Here is a 21,017-nt window from a genome sequence, read left to right as displayed (position 1 = left end):
TCTACCTTCTATATTGTGGACTTTTTGACGTGAATTATCAAGTCCTACAATCTGCTTTCCGGCTCTTTTCCAACATTGGGATCCTCCTTGTATATCGATGGAATTTTTGGATAACAGTAAGAAGGAATCCACAAAAAATTTTTTAAAAAAATTTCGTGGATTCCTTCTTAATTACCATTTAAAATACGATTTTTTCTACTAATAGCTGTACTTTCTTCTTTCTAGGTAAGAAGAAAGTAAAGAAAGTGCGTAACATACGACAAAATACATGAAAGTCATCATAACGAACATTGGTAAGACATAATTGGTATTTTGACCGTAGACGATCCGCGCTTGGTGTGTCAATTCTGGCAACGAGATAATCACCGCTAAAGAAGTGTCTTTGATCAACGAGATCAACTGACTGACGATAGCAGGGATCATTGACTTGAATGCTTGTGGCATGATGATCGTACGCATCGTTTCCACATAGCTTAATCCCGTGGAAAGCCCTGCTTCCATCTGACCTTTCGGCACAGCATTCAAACCTGCACGGAAAATCTCTGATAACATGGCAGATTCAAAAATTGTCAATGCTGCAACTGCTGACCAAAAGATGTTCATTTGGATACCGATTTGTGGCAAAGCAAAATAAGTGAAAAAGATGATAAGCAATAATGGCAGATTACGAATGATGTCGATAATCAAACCTACTATTTTTGATAAATAAGGAATACTCGCAAAACGAAGAACACCTGTCAGCCCACCGATCAGAAAACTAAAAATGATGGAGAAGAGCGAAACTTCGATCGTTACTTTTAGTCCTTCCAGTAAAAAGCGAATATTCATCCATGAAAATGCACCACTAAAATCCATTGAGATTCTCCTTTCTATGAACGAACTGCCCATTTTTTCTCAAGATAAACCATCAAATAAGACAATGGTAAGGTAATGATCAAGTAAAATAAACCGACAATGATATAGGTATCAAACGTGTTGAAGGTTTCACTGGCAATCAAATCCCCTTGGTACATGATATCCAAACCAGCAACAATTGCTAAAATCGATGAATTTTTGACCAAATTGATAAATTGATTGCCTAATGGTGGGATAACGATTTTAAATGCCTGTGGCAATACAATGTAACGCATTGTTTCTGAGTAAGTAAACCCCGATGAAAGACCAGCCTCCATTTGACCTTTTGGCACAGTTTGGATGCCAGAACGAACGGTTTCTGCAATAAATGCGGAAGTATAGATCGTCAGCCCGATCGTTCCTGCTTGAAAACCGTCAAAGCTGATCCAATAAAGTGGTAATACGACATAGAAGAACATCACGATGATCAATAACGGAATATTCCTAAAAAATTCAACATAGGCTTTCGCAAAACCACGAATCCATTTATTGTGTGACAATTGAAAAATCGCCATCAACGTTCCGATGATCAAACTGAATAAAAGCGCCAAGACACTTGATAGGATCGTTACTTTAAATCCATCAAGGAAGGCTGGCCCATAAGTTTGTATCAATTCACTCATTTTATTCCCTCCTTAATCAATTTTTCCCTGAGTCGTATCTGGGAACCATTTTTCATAAATCTTATCGTAGGTGCCGTCTTCAACCATTTCTGCTAATGCTTGGTTGACTGCATCCAAGAAATTTTCTTGTCCTTTGTTGATTGCAATCCCATAAGGCTCTTCGGTAAATGTTCCTCCTGCTAATTCATAGCTAGGGTTCTCCGCTGCCATTCCTAGTAAGATCGCATTATCTGTTGTCATGGCATCGCCTTGCCCCGATTGTAAGGCAGTAAATGCTTCGGCATAGTTCTCTAACTCCAAGATCCGTGCATCAGGTGCATGTTCTCTGATGTTGGCAGCTGAAGTCGAGCCTTTTACCGCTAAAACAGTCGTTTCAGCGTTTAGATCCTCCACACTTTTGATGGGACTACCCTTTTCAACGAGCAATGATTGTCCGGCGTCAAAATAAACAGAAGAGAAATCGACTTGCTTTTTACGTTCTTCGGTAATCGTCATCGTCGCAATGATTGCATCGATATTCCCATTTTTTAATAATGGGATTCTTGTTTTAGAAGTGACTTCGACAAACTCTGCTTTTCCGTCCTCTCCTAAAATCTTCTTCGTGATTGCTTTGGCGATATCGATATCAAACCCTTGAACTGTGCGGCTTTCGATATCCATCATCCCAAATAATCGTGTATCGTATTTGACACCCCAAATGATCTCGTTCGTTTCTTTGCTACGAGTCAAAATATCTTTTTCTGCCAAACTGCTACCTTTACAGCCGCTCAATACTAGAAATACTAGTCCAAAAAGAAATAATAAACGAGTGAATGTTGTCTTACGCATATCGTTCCTCCTATCAATGATTGATTACTTTACTGATAAATTGTTTTGCACGTTCTTCTTTTGGATCATCAAAGAAATTACGTACATCGCGACTATCTTCTAATACTTGTCCATCCGCCATAAAAATGACACGATCTGCCACTTCTTTCGCAAAGCCCATTTCGTGGGTGACCACGATCATGGACATGCCATCTCTTGCCAATTTTTTCATTACGTCCAATACATCGCCGATCATCTCTGGGTCCAATGCAGATGTTGGCTCGTCAAATAACAGCATTTCGGGATTCATCGCTAAGCCGCGAGCAATCGCTACACGCTGTTGTTGTCCACCAGATAACATGGAAGGATAGGAATCTTTTTTATCTAGCATGTTGACTGTCTTTAAGAACTTTTCCGCATTTTTTACAGCAGTTGCCTCATCTTGTTTTAATACTTTGATTGGTGCCAATGTGATGTTTTCTAAAACTGTTTTATTGGGGTAAAGATTAAAATGTTGAAAGACCATTCCGACATTTTTTCTGATTTCCGTCAATTTTGTGTTTTTATCGCGAATATCGACATCATTGATCAAAAGCTTTCCTGAAGTGATTGTTTCCAAGCCGTTGATACAGCGAAGCATCGTACTTTTCCCTGATCCTGATGGACCAATGACAACGACAACTTCCCCTTTTTCAAACTCAAGATTGATGTTTTTCAACGCATGGAATTTGCCGTAATACTTTTCCACGCTATCAAATTTAATCATTGTCATAACATTACACTCCCATTATTATTTAGTAAGATTTCATTTAAAGATATATAATAGAACACATTATATCCGAAAGCGAAGCAACTTGTAAAGTTTCCAAGAAAATTCCTTTGTGCGTTTTCTTTTACCATTTGTATAAATAACGATTTCCTAACTGATTTTTTCAATGATTTTCGGTTTATCCTGTTGTTAATTCTGCAAAAAAACGGTAAGATATTAAGTATTAGTCTTAGAAATTACAAAGAGGTGTTCTTTTTTGAAAAATATTATTTTAACAGGAGACCGTCCTACTGGCAAACTACACTTAGGCCATTATGTCGGGTCTTTGAAAAAACGTGTAGAAATGCAAGCGGATGAGAACAATCAGTTGTTCGTAATGATCGCAGATATGCAAGCCTTGACTGACAATGCGAAAGACCCTGAAAAAGTGTCTTCCAATGTATTAGAAGTTGCTTTAGATTACTTATCGGTTGGTTTAGATCCTGCCAAATCAACATTGTTTATCCAGTCGCAAATCCCTGAATTAGCTGAGTTGACAATGTATTACTTAAACTTAGTAAGTGTTGGTCGTGTGCGTCGTAACCCGACTGTTAAAACGGAGATCGAGCAAAAGAAATTTGGCGAAAGTGTCCCAACAGGCTTCTTTATCTACCCTGTCTCACAAGCTGCTGACATCACTGCGTTCAAAGCGAATCTAGTGCCAGTTGGTGAAGACCAAAAACCAATGTTGGAACAAACGCAAGAGATCGTCCAAAGTTTCAATCACACTTATGGAGAAGTACTAGTTGAACCGAAAGGCGTCTTCCCTCCTAAAGGAATGGGTCGTTTACCTGGGATCGATGGTAACGGAAAAATGAGTAAATCATTAGGAAATGGCATCTACATTTCTGACCCTGCGGATGTTTTACAGAAAAAAGTGATGAGTATGTATACTGATCCAAATCACATCCATGTCCAAGATCCAGGACAAGTCGAAGGCAATATGGTCTTTACGTACTTAGATGTTTTTGGTACAGACAAAGAAGCAATAGAAGAGATGAAAGCCCACTATCGTCGTGGTGGACTCGGTGACGTGAAAATCAAGCGTTACTTGATCGACGTATTAGAAGCAGAGTTCGCACCGATCCGCGCACGTCGTGAAGAATTGGCGAAAGATCCGCAAGCCGTGATGGATATCTTACGTCATGGTAGCGAAGAAGCGGCTAAAGTTGCGGCAGCCACACTTTCTGAAGTGAAAGCGGCAATGGGCATCAATTATTTCAATCAGTAATCACACAAAAAAGCTGGAACAAAAATCATTGAATGATTTTTGTCCCAGTTTTTTCTTCTATTATTAAGGTTTAACGAATACTTGCATCGACTGTTTCTGTCAACGCCTTTTCAACCTTGCTCATTGCTTGGTTGATTTCTTCATCTGTCAACGTTGCTTCGGGATTTTCAAAGCTTAACGTATAGGCGACTGATTTATGCCCTGCTTCAATATTTGCTCCTTGATAGACATCGAATAATTCCACACTCGTCAAGAATCGACCAGCTGCTGATTGGATCGTGCGAACGATTTCTTGATTCGTCACTTGTTCAGCTACTAACATGGCAATGTCACGCGTCACACTTGGGAATTTTGTGACTGGTCGGAAAGTGATGCCTTTTTGTGATGCTTCCACGACTGTGGCTAAATCAAACTCTGCCACATACGTTTCTGGAATATCGTAAGCTTTAGCAGTCATAGGATGCACTTGACCAACAAACCCGATCATTGTTTCACCTAAATAAATGGCTGCTGTACGACCTGGATGAAGTTCATCGATCGTTGTCAACGCTTGATAAGTGATTTCCTCATTGATAGAAAGTTGTTCGAATACATTCTCTAATATGCCTTTTACTGTAAAGAAATCAACCGCTTGTGGCTTACTTTGCCAACTCTTTTCTTCCCATGTGCCAGACACCGCAAGGGCTACGTGAGTGACTTCTTGTGGCAGATGTGTCAACGGATCGTTTTCTTGATAGAAGACGCGACCCACTTCATAAAATGCGACATCTGCATTTTTACGTGCTGTATTGTATTGGACGTTATCCAAAAGACCACTGATCAAGTTCATACGTAAGACAGAACGGTCTTCACTCATCGGCCAATCCAAGCGAGTGATGGCTGTTTCTTTCAAAGCGAATTGACGTGATTTATCTTCCGTTGTCAGTGCATAACTAATGGCTTCAGTTAGACCACTGCCTTCAAGTAATGTACGGATCTTTCGTGTAGTCGCTTGTTCTTGTGTCAAACTACCTGCAACTGTTTCGCCGCTTGGTAACGTTGAAGGTAAACGATCATACCCATAAATACGTGCCACTTCTTCAATGATGTCTGCTTCGATCTGGATATCCCAACGTCTTGGAGGTATAACAACAGTATAAGTTTCTCCATCGACGTGATAGCCGAATCCTAATGCTTCAAAGATCTCACTTACTTCAGCGACATTTAAGGTTGTGCCAAGGTACTGGTTGATGCGCTTCAATGTGATCTGTACTTCGACTTCTTTTGCTTGATACTCAGAACCTTTGACCGCTCCTTGTAACACTTCTCCTCCTGCTAAAGCAACGATCATCGCCGCTGCAACATCGCTTGCTTCGCCGACGGTTCCTTTATTGATGCCTTTTTCAAAGCGCGCAGATGATTCACTACGTAAATTGAAACGTTTTGCTGTGCGACGAATCGAGATGGGGTCGAATAGAGCGGATTCTAACGCAACGGTTGTCGTTGTTTCCGTAATCTCTGAGTCTTGTCCGCCCATTACCCCAGCTAAGGCGACTGGCACTTGTCCATTCGTGATGACTAAGTCTTCTGAGGTCAATGTGCGCGTTTCACCATCTAACGTCACGATGTTCTCTTTTTCTGCTGCATGACGTACCACGATTTCTTCTGAACCTAACTTATCATAGTCAAATGCATGTAACGGTTGACCGAACAATAACAAGATATAGTTTGTGATATCAACGACGTTATTGATTGGTCGGATTCCTTCATTCATCAAGATATTTTGCAGCCATTGTGGACTCGGTTGGATCTTGACGTTTTCAATGATGCGGATTTGGTATGCTGGTACCAATTCTTCATCTTCTACTTTTACCACAATTTTTTCTGAAGCTTTACGTTCAACTTCTACTAACTTTTCATCATTGAATGTTGGTTTTTGGCGGTAGATCGCGCCAACTTCATACGCCACACCTCTCATTGATAGTGCATCCGCACGGTTTGGTGTGATGGATAATTCGATGATGGCATCGTCCATATCTAGATAAGAAAAGACTGGTTCCCCATTGACCGCTTCTTGTGGCAAATAGTAGATGCCTTCTGAATATTCTTTCGGTACGACACTGTCAGAATAACCGATTTCTTGTAAGGCACAGATCATCCCATTTGAAACTTGTCCGCGCATCTTGCCTTTTTTGATTTTGACATTGCCCGCAATCCGTGAATTTGGTAAAGCCACGATGACTTTGATTCCTGCTTTGACATTCGGTGCTCCACAAACGATTTGTGATAATTCCTCTTCGCCGATATCGACTTGACAGATCGATAGATGATCCGAATCAGGATGCGGAATACATTCCTTCACTTCTCCGACAACGATTTTCTTCAAGCCTTCTTCAGGTACAGTCACACCTTCGACTTCGATTCCTGTGACGGACATTTTGTCTGCAAGTTCTTGCGGTGTCACATTTGATAAATCAACGTATTGATTCAGCCATTTATATGATACTAACATTCTTTTACTCCCCCTTGAACTGACTTAAGAAGCGCAAGTCATTTTGATAGAAATTACGAATATCGTTGACCCCATAACGTAACATTGCGACACGATCTGGGCCAAGTCCAAAAGCAAATCCGGAGTATTCTTCAGGATCGATCCCTGACATTTCCAAGACATTTGGATGAACCATACCAGCACCTAAGATCTCGATCCAACCTGTGTGTTTGCAGACGTTACAGCCTGAACCACCGCATTTGAAACAGCTGACATCGACTTCAACAGATGGTTCTGTAAATGGGAAATAGCTTGGGCGTAAACGGATTTGGCGATCTTCCCCAAACATTTTCTTCATCACGACTTCAAGTGTTCCTTTTAGATCACCCATCGTCACGTTCTTGTCAATCACCAATCCTTCGATTTGATGGAATTGATGGCTGTGTGTTGCATCATCCGTATCACGTCGGAAAACTTTTCCTGGTGAGATCATGCGTAGCGCACCTTTTGAAAAATCATGTTTTTCCATGGTACGTGCTTGGACAGGCGACGTATGCGTACGGATCAAGATTTCTTCTGAGATATAGAAAGTATCTTGCATATCACGCGCTGGATGGTCTTTTGGTAAATTCATTCGTTCAAAGTTGTAATGGTCTGACTCGACTTCATATCCTTCAACGATTTGATACCCCATGCCGACAAAAATATCTTCGATTTCTTCCATGATCTGCGTCAAGATATGGCGTGTCCCTTGTTTGACTGAGCGACCTGGAAGCGTGACATCGATTGTTTCTTTTTCTAATGCTTCATTCATTGCAGCGGTTTCCAATACTGCTTTTCTCTCTTCGATTTCTTGTGTCAATAGATCACGGATCTCATTGGCAAAGCTTCCCACTTTCGGACGTTCTTCGGCACTTAGATCTTTCATTCCTCGTAAGACCTCAGTGATCGGTCCTTTTTTCCCTAATGTTTCGACACGGATTTGATTTAGTTCTTTCAAATCCTGCGCCTGCTTGATCTTGACGATCGTTGCTTCTTTCAAGCTTTCGAGTTGTGCTTGTAAAGACATGCGATTTCCTCCTTTAAATTCAACTACAAAAAAGACCTCATTCCTATCAAGGAACGAGGTCTTCGCGTTACCATCCTAATTTACGATCCCAACGAGATCGTACACTCATTTTAATAACGACAGATATACTGCCGGTCTGAAAAATCTCTCAGACGAACTCGGAAAGTGAACTTCATTTTTCAAACACAGGATCTGCTTTCAGTCCATGACAGATCTCCCTATACTGGTTTAGCCAAACTACTCTTTTTCGTCAACATTCTTTTTGTCTATTCAACTAAAAACTAGTGTACAAGATTTTTGATGCAAAATCAACTGCATTCTTCGGGTGTGACCCATTTCTCACTCCAAAGCTGCAACTGGACCATCGCTTTTTGTAGATCTGCCCCTTTTTCTGTCAGCATATATTCTGAACGGCTGGATTCATTACACGAAAAATTACGGGTAACGATCTTTTCTTTTTCAAGCTCTTTTAATCGTTCGACCAAGACACGGTCACTGACCATCGGGATTTTTGCAGAGAGATCAACAAAGCGCTGCGGACCATTTTCGAGTAATACATCGATAATCAATCCATTCCATTTTTTCCCTAAAATCGAGAATGTTTTTTCAAATTTGGGACACAGAATGAATTCTGTCTGTGTTAGCTCCATCTTACTCACCTCTTTTCATGAGTATAGCATATTACTTACAAAGTGTAAGTCCAGTTTGCTCACTTCTTATTCTTTATTAAGATTTATTATTTTCTTCGCCTGTAACAAAACCAAAAAGACATCTTGAACGGGTTTATTCAACGCTTCACTCAATGCACGTTGGTATAAGTTCAATTGCCCGCGGTATTTGCTGATGACCTTAGCGATTTCCTCTGGGTTTTCAGGATGTAAAATAAAATCAGTCTTGAAATCATAAAGCTGCACGTACTCCCCAAAATCAAGGTATCCATCGACGATCCCATGGATCAATAATTCATCGTCTTCATTCGGGTAGTGATCGAATACCTTTTCTGCTTGTAGAAGCATTGAAAATGGTTGTTCGCGTTTCACTTTTTCTGGATGTTCGATCAGTGATCGGCCAAGGGTAGATTCATAAAACCATAAGATCGAATCAATCGGCACACGTTTCGCTACTTGTTCATCGACTAAACGTTTTTTGACGAGGGTTGTCAATTCGTTTTCGATGCTTTGTTTCGTCACATTTTCTAGCGGCAGCACTTGTAATAGGAAATGTGTCGCTGTCCCAATAGCTGTGGCAGAAACTTTACGCTCTTTTTGTACAAAGCGTGGTTCAGCTAATTGGTCTTGTGTATACCTGAAAGGCTGGGCAAAGGCTTTTTTATCACTGCTTTCCCAAGTCAAACGTGCCTCTGGAGAATCATCTGGATCTTCAAACAGCCGTTTGATCTCAGAAACCGATTGATAACTTGTTGTTTGCGAAGAGGCTTCATAAGGATAAGTGAAAGCTAAACGAGCTTGTAGTTCAGCGGTTAATGGTGTTTGATCTCCTTTTTGTTCCTCTGCTTGCTCTTCTTTGACTGTCAATGCTTGGCGTTGTGTTAAAATCACTTGTTGATCCATCCAGGTGATCGTAAAGTCTCCCGGTGAATGTTTCAGTTGTGGCAAAGGCGTGGCTTCTGGAAAATATTCGGTCATTTTAGGATGACGGATCAAGCTGTAACCGATCCAATTCATCAAGCTACTCGAACTTTTTAGGCGAATCACAGGGTCTAACACTACATCCGTTTGTTCACTTGCCTCTGACCACGCTTTGAACGTGTCTTCTTTACTTTTGTACGAACCGACAATAAACAGTTTTTGCTCGGCACGTGTCAATCCAACGTATAATTTACGCATTTCTTCAGAAAGCAATTTTTTCTGCTTAGCCAATTTGATGGCTTGATAAGGCAATGTGTCAAACAAGACCCGCGTGTCTGGCTCCATGTAGCGCACGCCCGCACCTAGTTTTTCTTCGAAGGCATAACGGTTTTTCAAGTCTTGTAGATTGAATTGCTTTGTCATATCTAATAAGAAAACGATGGGGAACTCTAATCCTTTACTTGCATGGATGGTCATGACGCGAACGGCATTGTCACTAGAAGCAATCACTGGTTCCGCCAAGTCTTTGTCTTTCTCCTGCATTTTCTCAATAAATCGTACAAATTGATAGAGACCGCGAAACGAGCTTTGCTCATAAGCTTTGGCACGATCCACTAACGCATACAGATTCGCTTGTCGTTGTGCACCAGCTGGCAACCCAACGACATATTCTAAATACCCTGTTTGGTAATAGATCTCCCATAATAAGTCCGTGATCGAAGAACGCCGCGCTAACTCTCGCCATTGTTGCAGTTGCTCATTGAAATGAAGCAATTTAGCCGCTAATTCATCTTGGTTATTATTTTGATAAGCCAAGACTGCATCATAGTAAGTATGCGCCTTATCGGCTAATCGGATACGTGCTAACTCTGGTTCGATCAAGCCCACGACTGGTGAACGTAACACTGAAGCTAATGGGATATCCTGATAAGGGTTGTCAATCAATTGGAGCAATGAAATCATGATCCTGATTTCTGTCGCTTGGAAATAATTTTGGGCATCATTGAGTTCCAACGGAATATCAAACGTTTTGAATACTTCTAAAATCGTCAAATTATTTTTCTTCGTGGGTGTCAATAACACGATATCTTTGTATTCAATCGGGCGCTCTTCTTGACTTTTTTTGTCGTAGATCATGAATTTTGAATCGATCAATTCACGGATCTTCAAACCAGTCATCAAGAGTTCACCTTCTGTTTTGTCTTCCAACATATCATCTATCGGCAACTCGATTTCTGTCGTTTCTTGTTCCTTTTCATAGATCAAGACTTCTGGTGCAAATTGTTTATTTTCTGGGAATCCAGAAAAGCCAAGGACAAGCCGAGCCGCTTCATCATAAGCGATTTGTCCGACGGTTGGGTCCATCAACTGCTCAAAAATCAAGTTGGTAAACGCTAGGACTTCCTGCCTTGAACGGAAATTCTCAGCTAAGACGATTCGTCGTCCCCCTTTTTCTTCAGAGAATTTCTCATATTTATTGATAAATAGAGTTGGATCTGCTAAACGGAAGGAGTAGATCGACTGTTTGACATCTCCCACCATAAAGAGATTGCCGCTCTCTTCATCTGGCTCTCTGACCCAATAGAGCAATTCTTCTTGCAATTGATTGACATCTTGGTACTCGTCGACCATGACTTCTTTAAACTTTTTGCGATAATAAACCGATGCTTCGCTTGGTAGCCACTCTTCCTCTGTTTGTTTCGTCAATATTTGTAACGCCAAGTGTTCCAGATCATTGAAATCTAGTACGCCTTTTTCACGTTTGCGCGCACTGAAGCCTTCCATGAAAAACTTAGTGACTTCGGTCATTTGTTCCACGAGGGGGAACGCTTTTTGACTCAACTCTTCAATTTGTGCAGGTGAAACCGGGAAGTAGTTTTTACCGATTTGTTGTAAGATTTTTTTGGCACGGTCTCGCAAGTTTTTGACTTCAGCCGAACGTTCTTTCAACTCTGCTTTACGACTGCTTTTGAAGGTCGAAAACGTCAGATTTTCTAAAGCTTGGTAAGCTTCGTCTAACTCATCACCAAGAAAACGTTCATAGATTTGTTGGATGCTCGCTTGTTCCTGTGAGACTTGATCAAACATCTTTTCAAGTCCTTCTTCTTGTGCCAAAACGACCATTTCTTCGTATAGCTGCGTACAATGAAGTAAATCAGCTAAGACGAGCGGTCGGATCTGTTCTTGGTACAATGCAGAAGCTGCTAATCCCTCTTCTAGCCGATATGCTTCTGGTAAACGATCCAACCAAGCCAACGGATCAGGATTTGCTCGAGCAAAATCATAGAGAGAAAACACGAGATTAGTCAAACCATCGTCTGAGCGATCATTTGAAAAGTTCATCGTCAGCTGAAAAAAAGCTTCGCGATTTTCTGCATAAAGTTGTTCTCTGATCTCATCCCAGACATCTTCTTTCATCAAGATCGTTTCCGTTTCATCCGTCAACATCCGAAAGACTGGATCGATATCGATCAAATAGTAATATTTACGGATCACCGTTAAACAAAACGCATGGAGTGTCGAGATATTGGCGGTGGGTAGTAAAACGAGCTGTTTCGTAAAATGTTTTTGCCAGACCGGATCACTTTCACTATTCACTGCTTCTTGCAAGGCTACTTGGATCCGTTCCTTCATTTCTCTTGCTGCTGCTTCTGTAAACGTCACGATCAGCAACTCGTCGATATTGACACCCATTTTTAACTTTTCGATCACTCGGCGGACTAACACAGTCGTCTTACCTGAGCCAGCGGAAGCCGAAACAAGTAGGTTGTCGCCTTGGTCAAAAATCGCTTGCCATTGTTCATCGGTAAAACGTTCATTTTCCGGTTTTAAAGGAATTGATGTCACTCGTCTTCACTCCTTTTTAGTATTCTGCGCAATGCTTCATCTTTATCCAGTTTTTCTAAACGATGATAATTATTTTCTTTGAGCATGACATCAAACGTACAAATACTTCTGAACGGACAATGCTCACAAGCAATCCGTTGTTTATCTTTGTAAGCGGGATTCAGTTTGATCTCCCCTGAGGTGATCGCTTCCCCCGCTAAACGCATATTCTCACGATTATGGTTCATAAATAATTGAAGTTCTTCTTCTGTATAGAACTTCTCTTTACTATAACTACCCTTTTGTAATTCGTCTTTGGCGTTTTTCTTCACTGGATAGATCAACGAACTTTCTTTTGCTTCCAATGAATGATCGAGCACTTCTAACAGACCGGGATCATCGACAAAAACACCGTCATAGCTGAATTTTTTCAACGTATTTTTCTCGACATCTGTCGTATCTGTCAAAACTGGATTATGCACATGCAAGTAATAGGAGCCTGCTGGTTTGACTGCAGCTTTCCCAGTCAATCGTACAGCATCCATCAATGCCACATCAAGATATGTCAATAGTTGCATCGCCATGCCGTAGTAAGCTTCAGTCACATCAAAAGAACGACCACTTGATTTATAATCGACTACACTTAACCACGTATCACTTTGTTCAGTTGCCACATCGATGCGATCGATTTTTCCGCGAACGTGGAGTTTCCCGCCTTTGTCTAAAGGTATTTCCAAACCTGGAATCCCTCGTGCGCCAGCGATCTGTCCGAATAAAATCTCTGTCTGTAATGGTTTCATGCCCGTATTCTTACTTTGTTTTTGTAACGCCCAAGCCACTTTTTGGATCGTTTGCCCTAATTGGTATCGAATATAGTTCATCCGTGCAGAGCTATCTAAAATCTCAAAGCGTAATTCACCAAATACTTCTTGTAAGACTTTTTCGGTAAATTCTTGTCGTTCCTTCTCCGACATCGCCACAAGTGACAATTGATTCGAGAATAGCAATTTGAAGAAGCGATCCAATGATTCATGATAAAAGTCCCCAGTAGCAGCTGGTGTCAACCCATAGATATTACGTTCTTTCAGCTTCAAACCAAACTGGACAAAGTATTTATATTCACAGTTATAAAAGTTTTCCATGCGTGAGATCGACGTGTAGATTTCTTTGCCATAAAGAGCTTCTGCCATCTCTTCTGATAAGGAAACTGGTACATTCAGATGATCTTGACTTTCAAAAATCGTCAATGCAAAATTTCGTTGGTCAGAGCGTAAAACTAACTCTTTTAATTGTTGCCAATAAAGGGGTACTGCTTGTTTGGCTTCTTTTGCTAAACGATAGACCCGATTGATCGTATTGATCCCACTACGGTAAGTGCCAACGTAACAATCTGGCTTACTCGTCAATTGCAACTGACATTTTGGTTCAACTGGAACACCTAGATAGTCCACGACTCGTTTCAAATACGGAGACATTTTCAAGCGATTGGTATCATAGCTTTGCGCATAACTTAAATACAAACGTTCCGTTCCCGAAACAAACACTAAATACGCTTGGAAAGGTTCGAAAGACATACTTTCTTTTGCTGGATCAAATAAAAATTGATCCTCGCCTAACCCTTGATTCAACGCTTCACGTTCTTCACTCGATAATAAGCCTTTGGTTTCATGACGATCTGGGAACACTTGGTCATTCAAGCCGACCGCAAATGTTACTTTTGCTTGATTAGGTCGCACAAGTTCCAAGCGGTTGATCCTCACCTGATCGATAGCCGTAGGAATTTTCCCATAGCTAAGATTTTCTAGCCCACTCGTAATGATCTCTTGGAATAATGACCAGTCGAATGCTGTTTCTCCATAGATCAATGAATACTCATCCAAAAGATCCATCAACGCGCCCCACGTTTGTTCATGATTTCTAGCCGCAGCTAATCCGCCACGTGCCACTTCTTGGTCCCGCCAGAAAAGCAATTGTTGCTGTACGCCGCTTTCGATCAAGAAGCGATAAAACAAAGTGACTGCTTCTTGCCCTGTTTGGCATTTTTTGATGTTCTTCAAAAATACCGGCACCATGTCGCGAAAAAGTCTCCGGATCGTATTTGATTGCTCTTCTAGTTGTTTGACGTCTTCTAGCTGTTCTGCTTCAAAATCATAGGCAACAAATTGCCAATCTTTCTCACGGAGCCAATAATTGCCTTGGTAGTTGTAAGCTAGTGCTACGTTTTCCGTGATATCTAAATTCGTGCGGAATTGATTTCTAGTAGCTTCCCAAGTCTCAAGATCCAGTTCTTCTGCTGGGGCACCGATCGTCAACTCCGTCTTGAACAAACGCATGATATCGTTTAAACGGTATTGATAACGATCCAATGCAAATAAGCTGTTGATCCATTCAATCAGTGGGTGATTTTCCATCAGTTGTTCTTCATCTAGATAAAAAGGGATCTCCATCTCTTGGAAAATTGGTCGCAATAAATTGCCATAAAGCGTCATATCCTTCGTCAACACTTGGATATCTCGATAGCGAAACCCTTCTTGACTGACCAAGCGACGGATCTCCACCGCTAATTGGCGGACTTCTTCCGTTGGATTCTCCGCCTCCCACAGATGTAATGTCTCTTGCGCGCCAAGTTCAACAGATTGGCTTTTCTGATGGCTGGAGGTCTCTTCCCACATTTGTTGTAAGATTTGAAGTTCTTTTGGGTATTCCCGATTCGGTGCATAATGATCGACAGAGACAGGAACATTCAATTCTCTTGCTGCGTTAAGTAGTTGGAAATAGACTTTCCCTGTATTGAAAAACAAGGTCAACGGATCTGGTAGATCGGATTTGTAGGGACGATCCAATAGCAAATCCACCACTAGATGTCCTTTTTCCATCATTTTTTGCAGCAATTGGTACTCTTGGGCATTGATCCGAGCGAAACCACTCACTAAGAACTTGATCTTATGATAATCCTGCGTCGCCATATAATTTGCTAGTACAGTCAACGCGTCTTCAGATTGTAGCGCACGTTGGACTAATTCCTCTTCGAATGCCGAGAAGATCAGTTGTAGATCCTTCATTTTCAATTGTCGGTCTTCTTCTTTTGGCGACTCTCCTGTCACAGAAGTGAGCAAATCAACAGGCGAAATTTTTCCGACTTGCAGTTCGCTGTATAGCTCTTGTAGTTGACGGATAAACCCTTTTTTACGGATTTCTCCTCGAAATATCGTCAATTCTTCTTGTTTTTTTTCTAGGATTTGGCGGAGGATCATTGCTGAACCAGATTCGGTCAATTCACTACCTGTCAGCAACGTGGTTTGTTGCAACAAGTACCAAGCCAAACGATAGAAACTGAATACTTGCATATTCGTTGTGCTAAATGAGCTTTTTCCGCTTTTTTTGCGCATCTCAGCGAGTAATTCTTGCTCTTGTTCAAATTTATTATAGTTAGGTACAAGGAAAAATACTTGATTGTCTTCATCTTTTTCAAGCCAAGCGGCGGCTTCATCGATCAGTGCTTTGCGGTGGTCTTTTTGACCATTCCCTAAGATAAATTGTAACGACACCTTATTGCCTCCTTTTCCTGGTTGATATACCTCTTCATTATAACAAAGATAGCTGAACATTTGTTCTATTATCGTTTAAATTTTGGAAATAAAAAAGCCGGAGCAGGACGACTGTCCTCTCCGACAAATGACGCTGATCCAATCAGTGGATCGAGCCCATTAATTTTTTGATTGGTTCTTTGATTGCAAATAAAATCACTGCACCAACGATTGCTATGACACCAATGATCCCAAAGTACGCTGATTCGGTACCAGGTGTATAAAAACGAGCGATTTGTGCATTGATGGCTTGGGAAGAAGCATCGGCTAAAAACCAGATCGCAATCGTTTGCGATTCAAAGGCTCTAGGTGCTAATTTCGTCGTAACAGAAAGACCGACAGGTGATAAGCAAAGTTCAGCGATCACGATAATGAAAAAGCTACCGATCAGCCAAAGCGGGCTGACTTTTCCAGCTGTTCCATATAACATCCCCGGCAACATCAATAACAGATAGGACAATCCGGCAAATAACAAACCTAGTGAGAACTTCACTACAGTTGATGGTTGACGTTTACCTAACCGTGTCCATAAAGTAACGAACACAGGAGTCAAAATAAAGATGAAGATCGGGTTCAATGATTGATACCAACTCGCTTGGATCGGAACACCCATCAAAGTCGATTGTGTCCGTTCACTTGCAAACAGCGCGAGGATCGATGACCCTTGTTCTTGCAATGACCAAAAGATGATCGCTGCTAAGAATAACGGAATATATGCCCATACGCGTGGTTTTTCTTCCACTGAAACATCTTTTGAAGTCAACATTTTGATAAAGTAATAAAGTGGTAAAACGATTCCTAAGACACTGATCGTATTAACAAAGAAATCGATCGTCAAATGTCCAGTCAGTTGCGCTCCACCAAAAATAATAGCAAATACGATCAAAGCAATCACAACATTACGGATAAATCCTTTGCGTTCGCCTTGTGTTAAAGGATTTGGAGGTGTCATACCCACTCCATCCAATGTCTTACGTCCTTGGATCACATATTGCAACAACCCGAAGAACATACCGATAGCGGCTAATGAGAAACCTAAATGGTAGTTATACTCTTGACCGATCGTACCGACGATCAACGGCGCGAGCAATGCGCCTAAATTGACACCCATATAAAAAATCGAAAATCCTGCATCTCTTCTTAAATCGGTTTTCGTATACAAATGCCCAACCATTCCCGAAACGTTTGGTTTTAAGAAAGCTGTACCGATGATGATCAGTGCCATCGAGATAAATAAAGTAGAGACACCAAACGGCAATGCCAAAACAACATGACCGATCATGATGAAGATCCCACCAATAAAGACGGTTTTTTTGGCTCCTAACACACGATCTGAAAACCAGCCGCCTACGATACTCGACATATAAATCAACGAACCGTAGATCGACATGATCGACAACGCTGTGGCACGAGGTAAACCAAGTCCACCATTTGCTACCGTGTCGTACATATAATAGATCAGTAAGGCACGCATACCATAATAACTGAATCGTTCCCACATCTCTGTGAAGAACAATGTAGACAATCCCTTCGGCTGACCGAAGAACCCTTTGTCTTGTTTTTCCATATTCCCATACCCCAATTCTTTTAATTTTCAGAAAATAATACACATATTTACCGAAAATCCGTGTAAAAATATTTATTTAAGAAATATATACTTATTTTCTATAAATACAACAAAATTTTAATGGGAAAACGATAAGAAAAAACATAGGTTATTTTTAATAATTATATAGTCTACTTCATGTCATAAAGCTTAAATGTCGGTATATTCAGTATGTAAACGGTCTCGTAACGAATTTTTTATGTAAAAGAACATCTTTTTTCTATTCTTACATTTTGTTGAGCGTTTTGTTTTACTTACTTTTTGTAAGATGATATACTTCGTTTTGTCATCAAGAAAAAAACGCAGAAAAGCGAATTAAAGGAGAACTAATCTATGACTGAATTTACAAATATCTTAAAAAACCGCCGTTCGATCTATGATCTAGGCCGTAACGTATCACAATCAAATGAAGAATTAACAACATTGATCCAAGAAGCAATCAAAGAAAGCCCTACTGCTTTCAATGCGCAATCAACACGTGCAGTAATCTTATTTGGCGATGCACATGAAAAATTATGGGAAATGACAGAAGAAGCTTTACGTCCATTGACACCTGCTGATGCTTTCCCAAATACTCAAAACAAATTAGCTAGTTTCAAAAAAGGTTACGGTACTGTCTTGTTCTTCAAAGACACAGATGTGATCAAAAACTTGCAAGAGCAATTTGCATTATATGCAGATAACTTCCCTGATTGGTCAGAACAATCAAATGGTATTGCTACAGCCAATACTTGGGTGGCATTAAGCGAAGAAGGTTTAGGTGCAAACCTACAACATTACAATCCAGTGATCGATGAAGCTGTCGCAAAAGAATGGTCGATTCCTACAAACTGGAAATTACGTGCACAATTAGTCTTTGGTTCACCTGAATCTCCAGCTGGCGAAAAAGAATATATGAACGATGCTGATCGTTTCCGCGTGTTTGGCTAATTCCACTAATACAAAAAGACAGCTCCCTCTATTAAAAGAAGGAGCTGTCTTTTTTGTCATTTCAATGGATCATTCATCCTCATGCTCGATCATGATATCAAGTTCTGCATCATCATTTAAGTGTTTTGCTAAAAAAGGAATCAATTCTTCTAATGAGACAGAAAATTTCAATAACGGGCCACGCCAACCGTTCCGGAAAAAATTCATTTTGACTTCTTTCGAATCTTTTGGTTGGTAAAGAACGACTTTGTTGATTTCAGAATATGGCACTCCACGGCGGTCAAAGCTGTTCAAAACTAGCCCTTCTGTAGTAAGTCCTCGACTATCTAACAAGAAACTCAATAACACAAGAGAAGCCAAGATGCCTTTCACTAACTCATCAGTGGTTGGTTGACTAACCAATGTATACCATAGAACCAGTACAGCAAGGAAAGGAACAACTAAATAGACCCAGCGATTCCGAACCGTTTTATAAACGATCTCTCGTCGTACAAGCCATAGAAATAAGCACATGACGATGACAAATAAAAAAAGAACTATTGTAAAAAAGGAAACCATCTTATCGATCCACACCTTTATTTTCAACTCTTGAAACTAGAAAATCAAAGGGGTAAATCATGTCCCCTCTAACTGAACAAACGGTATTCAAGGAGCAGCACTTCGGTCATAAGCCAAAAAACTCAAAAATGAAATAGGCATTTTCGTTTTTTCTGTCTGATACCTTAGTGTTCAATGCTCCTTTCATAAACTTAAAAGGACCTGCAACATTATCATTCGATGTTGCATGTCCATATCTTCTTATTCAAATGTATCATATTTAGCTACTACCATGCTAGCTTTTTCTTCTAATAATTCTTGATCTTCTATAGCGCATTGGGCAACTTTGACTACGGCGCAATTCGTCATTTTTGAAACAACTTCTCCAACAACTGATTTGGTAAAACCAATGGGCCTACATGAATATTGTTCTCCTAAATTAATCATTTCTTCCGTCATCAAAATCCTCCTAAACTACTCAAACAGTTTGCCACAGAAAATCATTTCGTTTTATCTGTGTGTTTCGTTAGTGGTGTTTTGATCAAACTCTTATTTGATCTATCCGCATTATAGCGTACTGTTTTCGTTTTCACAAATTTTAACAGCTAAACATAATAAAAAAATCGTTTTTGGGACTGTTTTTCCTTGTTTTTTTACATCTGATCAGGCAGATTCATGTAGTTTTTTTTAGAAAAACAATTATAATAGAAAGAAGTCTGGGGGAGTCTTTCATGTCAAAACAAAAAAGTAAAAAACGATTACTACTAGGTGGGGCAACGCTAGTGTTGATTTCAAGCGTCTTTTACTTTACAAATAAACAATTAGAAGATCAGAAATCAATAACGGAGGAAAACATAGAGCAGACAAGCAAAACCGAAGAAAAACAAGTACTACTCGACGTACCTCTTGAAAATCAATTCGATGAACCTGCACTAGAGAATGGCTGTGAAGTAACCGCCTTATCGATGTTGCTGCGCTTCTATGGCTACGAAACCACCAAGAATCAATTAGCCGAACAATTAAATTATGTCCCCGTTTTCAATGCTGATGGCACTCATGGCGATCCAAATGAAGGGTTCGTTGGTGAGATTTGGGGTGGTGACTGGGCAATGGGTGTCTATGTTCCACCAATCGCTACGTTAGCGCAAGAAATCCTACAAACCGATTATCATACCGAACCGCAAACGGATGCAAGCTTGACTGACATCAAAAATGCATTAAAAGAAGAAAAACCTGTGTGGGCTTCTGTCACGATCGATTTTCAAGGGCCGACAGAAAATGATTTCATGACTTGGACGACTGCAAACGGTGAAGTACAAGTCACGCCATTAGTCCATGCCTGTGTTGTAACTGGCTACGATGATCAATCGATCTATGTCAATGATCCTTATGGCATAAAAAATCGTGCGGTACCAATCGATGACTTTGAGCAAGTATTTACTGCTATGGGCGGACAAATGCTTACTTTAGAAAAGAACTAGTATTTCCTAGAAAAATAGCTTATACTCAAGCTAACAACGCATGGAAGGAGCAAGAATCTGTGGAACGATTTATTCATAAAAAGGCGGATCCAAATGAAATCCCAATCATCTTCGTCCGTGATACTGCTGGGAATATCCAAAAAAAAGTGTCAGTCAATGAATGGACGAACCGATACAGCCCTGCTTCCCTCGATTTACTTGAAATCAAACTTTATCGACAAGCATTGACTTATTATTCAGAGCAAGACTACGAGAAAGCCATTGATTTGTTGAAATTTTTGATCATTCAAACTGGCTATACTCATTTTGAGTACATCGAACGTTTAGCCACCATTTATCGTAAAACCCATGCAGAAGCACTTGAATATCAGTTGCTCTCTTCTGTCTTGGCATCCGCTGAGATCATCGGCTTGCCTGCTGGATTGATCAAAAAATTGGAACGGCGAATCGATCAATTGAAATTGAACATGGCAAGAAAATAAGGCTCTTTGTCAATAAGGACTGATGAGTTGCGAAAAATTAAATCTGGGTCAGAATGAACCTCATTCTGGCTCAGATT

Annotated in this window: 16 protein-coding genes; 4 read left to right on the top strand and 12 right to left on the bottom strand. The window is 40.5% G+C overall.

From position 1 onward, the window contains the following. Window positions 1-198: 198 nt before the first annotated feature. The 4 genes from I2F89_RS14725 to I2F89_RS14710 are packed head-to-tail and all read right to left on the bottom strand — an operon-like array spanning window position 199 to window position 3,096. Entirely contained in the window at window positions 199-855 is a 657-nt protein-coding gene (locus I2F89_RS14725; protein WP_010735591.1) for an amino acid ABC transporter permease, read from the bottom strand. A 14-nt stretch (window positions 856-869) separates the two neighbouring features. Further along, a complete protein-coding gene (locus I2F89_RS14720) occupies window positions 870-1,517 on the bottom strand; it encodes an amino acid ABC transporter permease (RefSeq protein ID WP_071867819.1) in 648 nt (215 codons plus the stop codon). Between the two features lie 12 nt (window positions 1,518-1,529). Then, complete coding sequence (locus I2F89_RS14715; RefSeq protein WP_019724510.1) at window positions 1,530-2,345, bottom strand: transporter substrate-binding domain-containing protein; 816 nt, start codon at window positions 2,343-2,345, stop codon at window positions 1,530-1,532. 13 nt (window positions 2,346-2,358) lie between these two features. Continuing rightward, entirely contained in the window at window positions 2,359-3,096 is a 738-nt protein-coding gene (locus I2F89_RS14710; RefSeq protein WP_010735594.1) for an amino acid ABC transporter ATP-binding protein, read from the bottom strand. A 253-nt stretch (window positions 3,097-3,349) separates the two neighbouring features. Here I2F89_RS14710 and trpS point away from each other — a divergent pair, with 253 nt between their 5' ends. Next, the gene (gene trpS / locus I2F89_RS14705; protein ID WP_019724057.1) at window positions 3,350-4,363 is read left to right on the top strand and encodes a tryptophan--tRNA ligase; all 1,014 of its coding nucleotides are present in this window, start codon (window positions 3,350-3,352) and stop codon (window positions 4,361-4,363) included. 70 nt (window positions 4,364-4,433) lie between these two features. Here trpS and pheT read toward each other — a convergent pair whose 3' ends face one another. The 6 genes from pheT to I2F89_RS14675 all read right to left on the bottom strand — a co-directional run bounded on the left by pheT (window position 4,434) and on the right by I2F89_RS14675 (window position 17,471). Continuing rightward, on the bottom strand, window positions 4,434-6,854 hold the full coding sequence (gene pheT / locus I2F89_RS14700) for a phenylalanine--tRNA ligase subunit beta (protein WP_195514571.1): 2,421 nt from the start codon (window positions 6,852-6,854) through the stop codon (window positions 4,434-4,436). A gap of 4 nt (window positions 6,855-6,858) precedes the next feature. Beyond that, window positions 6,859-7,902 carry a phenylalanine--tRNA ligase subunit alpha gene (gene pheS / locus I2F89_RS14695; protein WP_071867821.1) on the bottom strand — a complete coding sequence of 348 codons (1,044 nt, stop codon included), beginning with the start codon at window positions 7,900-7,902 and terminating at the stop codon, window positions 6,859-6,861. Window positions 7,903-8,210: 308 nt separating this feature from the next. Next, window positions 8,211-8,552 (bottom strand): winged helix-turn-helix transcriptional regulator, encoded by a 342-nt coding sequence (locus I2F89_RS14690; protein WP_019724054.1) that lies wholly within the window; start codon window positions 8,550-8,552, stop codon window positions 8,211-8,213. A gap of 66 nt (window positions 8,553-8,618) precedes the next feature. Further along, window positions 8,619-12,338 (bottom strand): helicase-exonuclease AddAB subunit AddA, encoded by a 3,720-nt coding sequence (gene addA / locus I2F89_RS14685; RefSeq protein WP_195514570.1) that lies wholly within the window; start codon window positions 12,336-12,338, stop codon window positions 8,619-8,621. After that, window positions 12,335-15,865, bottom strand: coding sequence for a PD-(D/E)XK nuclease family protein (locus I2F89_RS14680; RefSeq protein ID WP_195514569.1), 3,531 nt, complete (start codon window positions 15,863-15,865; stop codon window positions 12,335-12,337). Before I2F89_RS14680 ends, addA begins: the two co-directional genes overlap by 4 nt. Before the next feature lie 142 nt (window positions 15,866-16,007). Next, complete coding sequence (locus tag I2F89_RS14675; protein ID WP_195514568.1) at window positions 16,008-17,471, bottom strand: peptide MFS transporter; 1,464 nt, start codon at window positions 17,469-17,471, stop codon at window positions 16,008-16,010. A 372-nt stretch (window positions 17,472-17,843) separates the two neighbouring features. Between I2F89_RS14675 and I2F89_RS14670 the strand changes: the two genes are divergently transcribed. Beyond that, window positions 17,844-18,440: a nitroreductase family protein gene (locus I2F89_RS14670; protein ID WP_071867825.1), complete on the top strand. Its 597-nt coding sequence runs from the start codon at window positions 17,844-17,846 to the stop codon at window positions 18,438-18,440. Window positions 18,441-18,509: 69 nt separating this feature from the next. Here I2F89_RS14670 and I2F89_RS14665 read toward each other — a convergent pair whose 3' ends face one another. Both I2F89_RS14665 and I2F89_RS14660 read right to left on the bottom strand, forming a co-directional pair. Then, window positions 18,510-18,998, bottom strand: a complete 489-nt coding sequence (locus I2F89_RS14665) for a hypothetical protein (protein WP_071867826.1) — start codon at window positions 18,996-18,998, stop codon at window positions 18,510-18,512. A gap of 240 nt (window positions 18,999-19,238) precedes the next feature. Further along, on the bottom strand, window positions 19,239-19,436 hold the full coding sequence (locus I2F89_RS14660; RefSeq protein WP_010735604.1) for a hypothetical protein: 198 nt from the start codon (window positions 19,434-19,436) through the stop codon (window positions 19,239-19,241). A 272-nt stretch (window positions 19,437-19,708) separates the two neighbouring features. On the opposite strand from I2F89_RS14660, the gene I2F89_RS14655 reads away from it, so the two are divergent. Continuing rightward, a complete protein-coding gene (locus tag I2F89_RS14655) occupies window positions 19,709-20,458 on the top strand; it encodes a C39 family peptidase (RefSeq protein WP_071867827.1) in 750 nt (249 codons plus the stop codon). Window positions 20,459-20,517: 59 nt separating this feature from the next. After that, on the top strand, window positions 20,518-20,940 hold the full coding sequence (locus tag I2F89_RS14650; protein WP_195514567.1) for a hypothetical protein: 423 nt from the start codon (window positions 20,518-20,520) through the stop codon (window positions 20,938-20,940). The last annotated feature ends 77 nt before the right edge of the window (window positions 20,941-21,017 follow it).

The organism is Enterococcus sp. 1001283B150225_161107_E12 (genome assembly GCF_015556925.1).
Lineage (GTDB): Bacteria > Bacillota > Bacilli > Lactobacillales > Enterococcaceae > Enterococcus_B > Enterococcus_B mundtii.
This window is presented reverse-complemented; position numbering and strand designations above follow the sequence as displayed.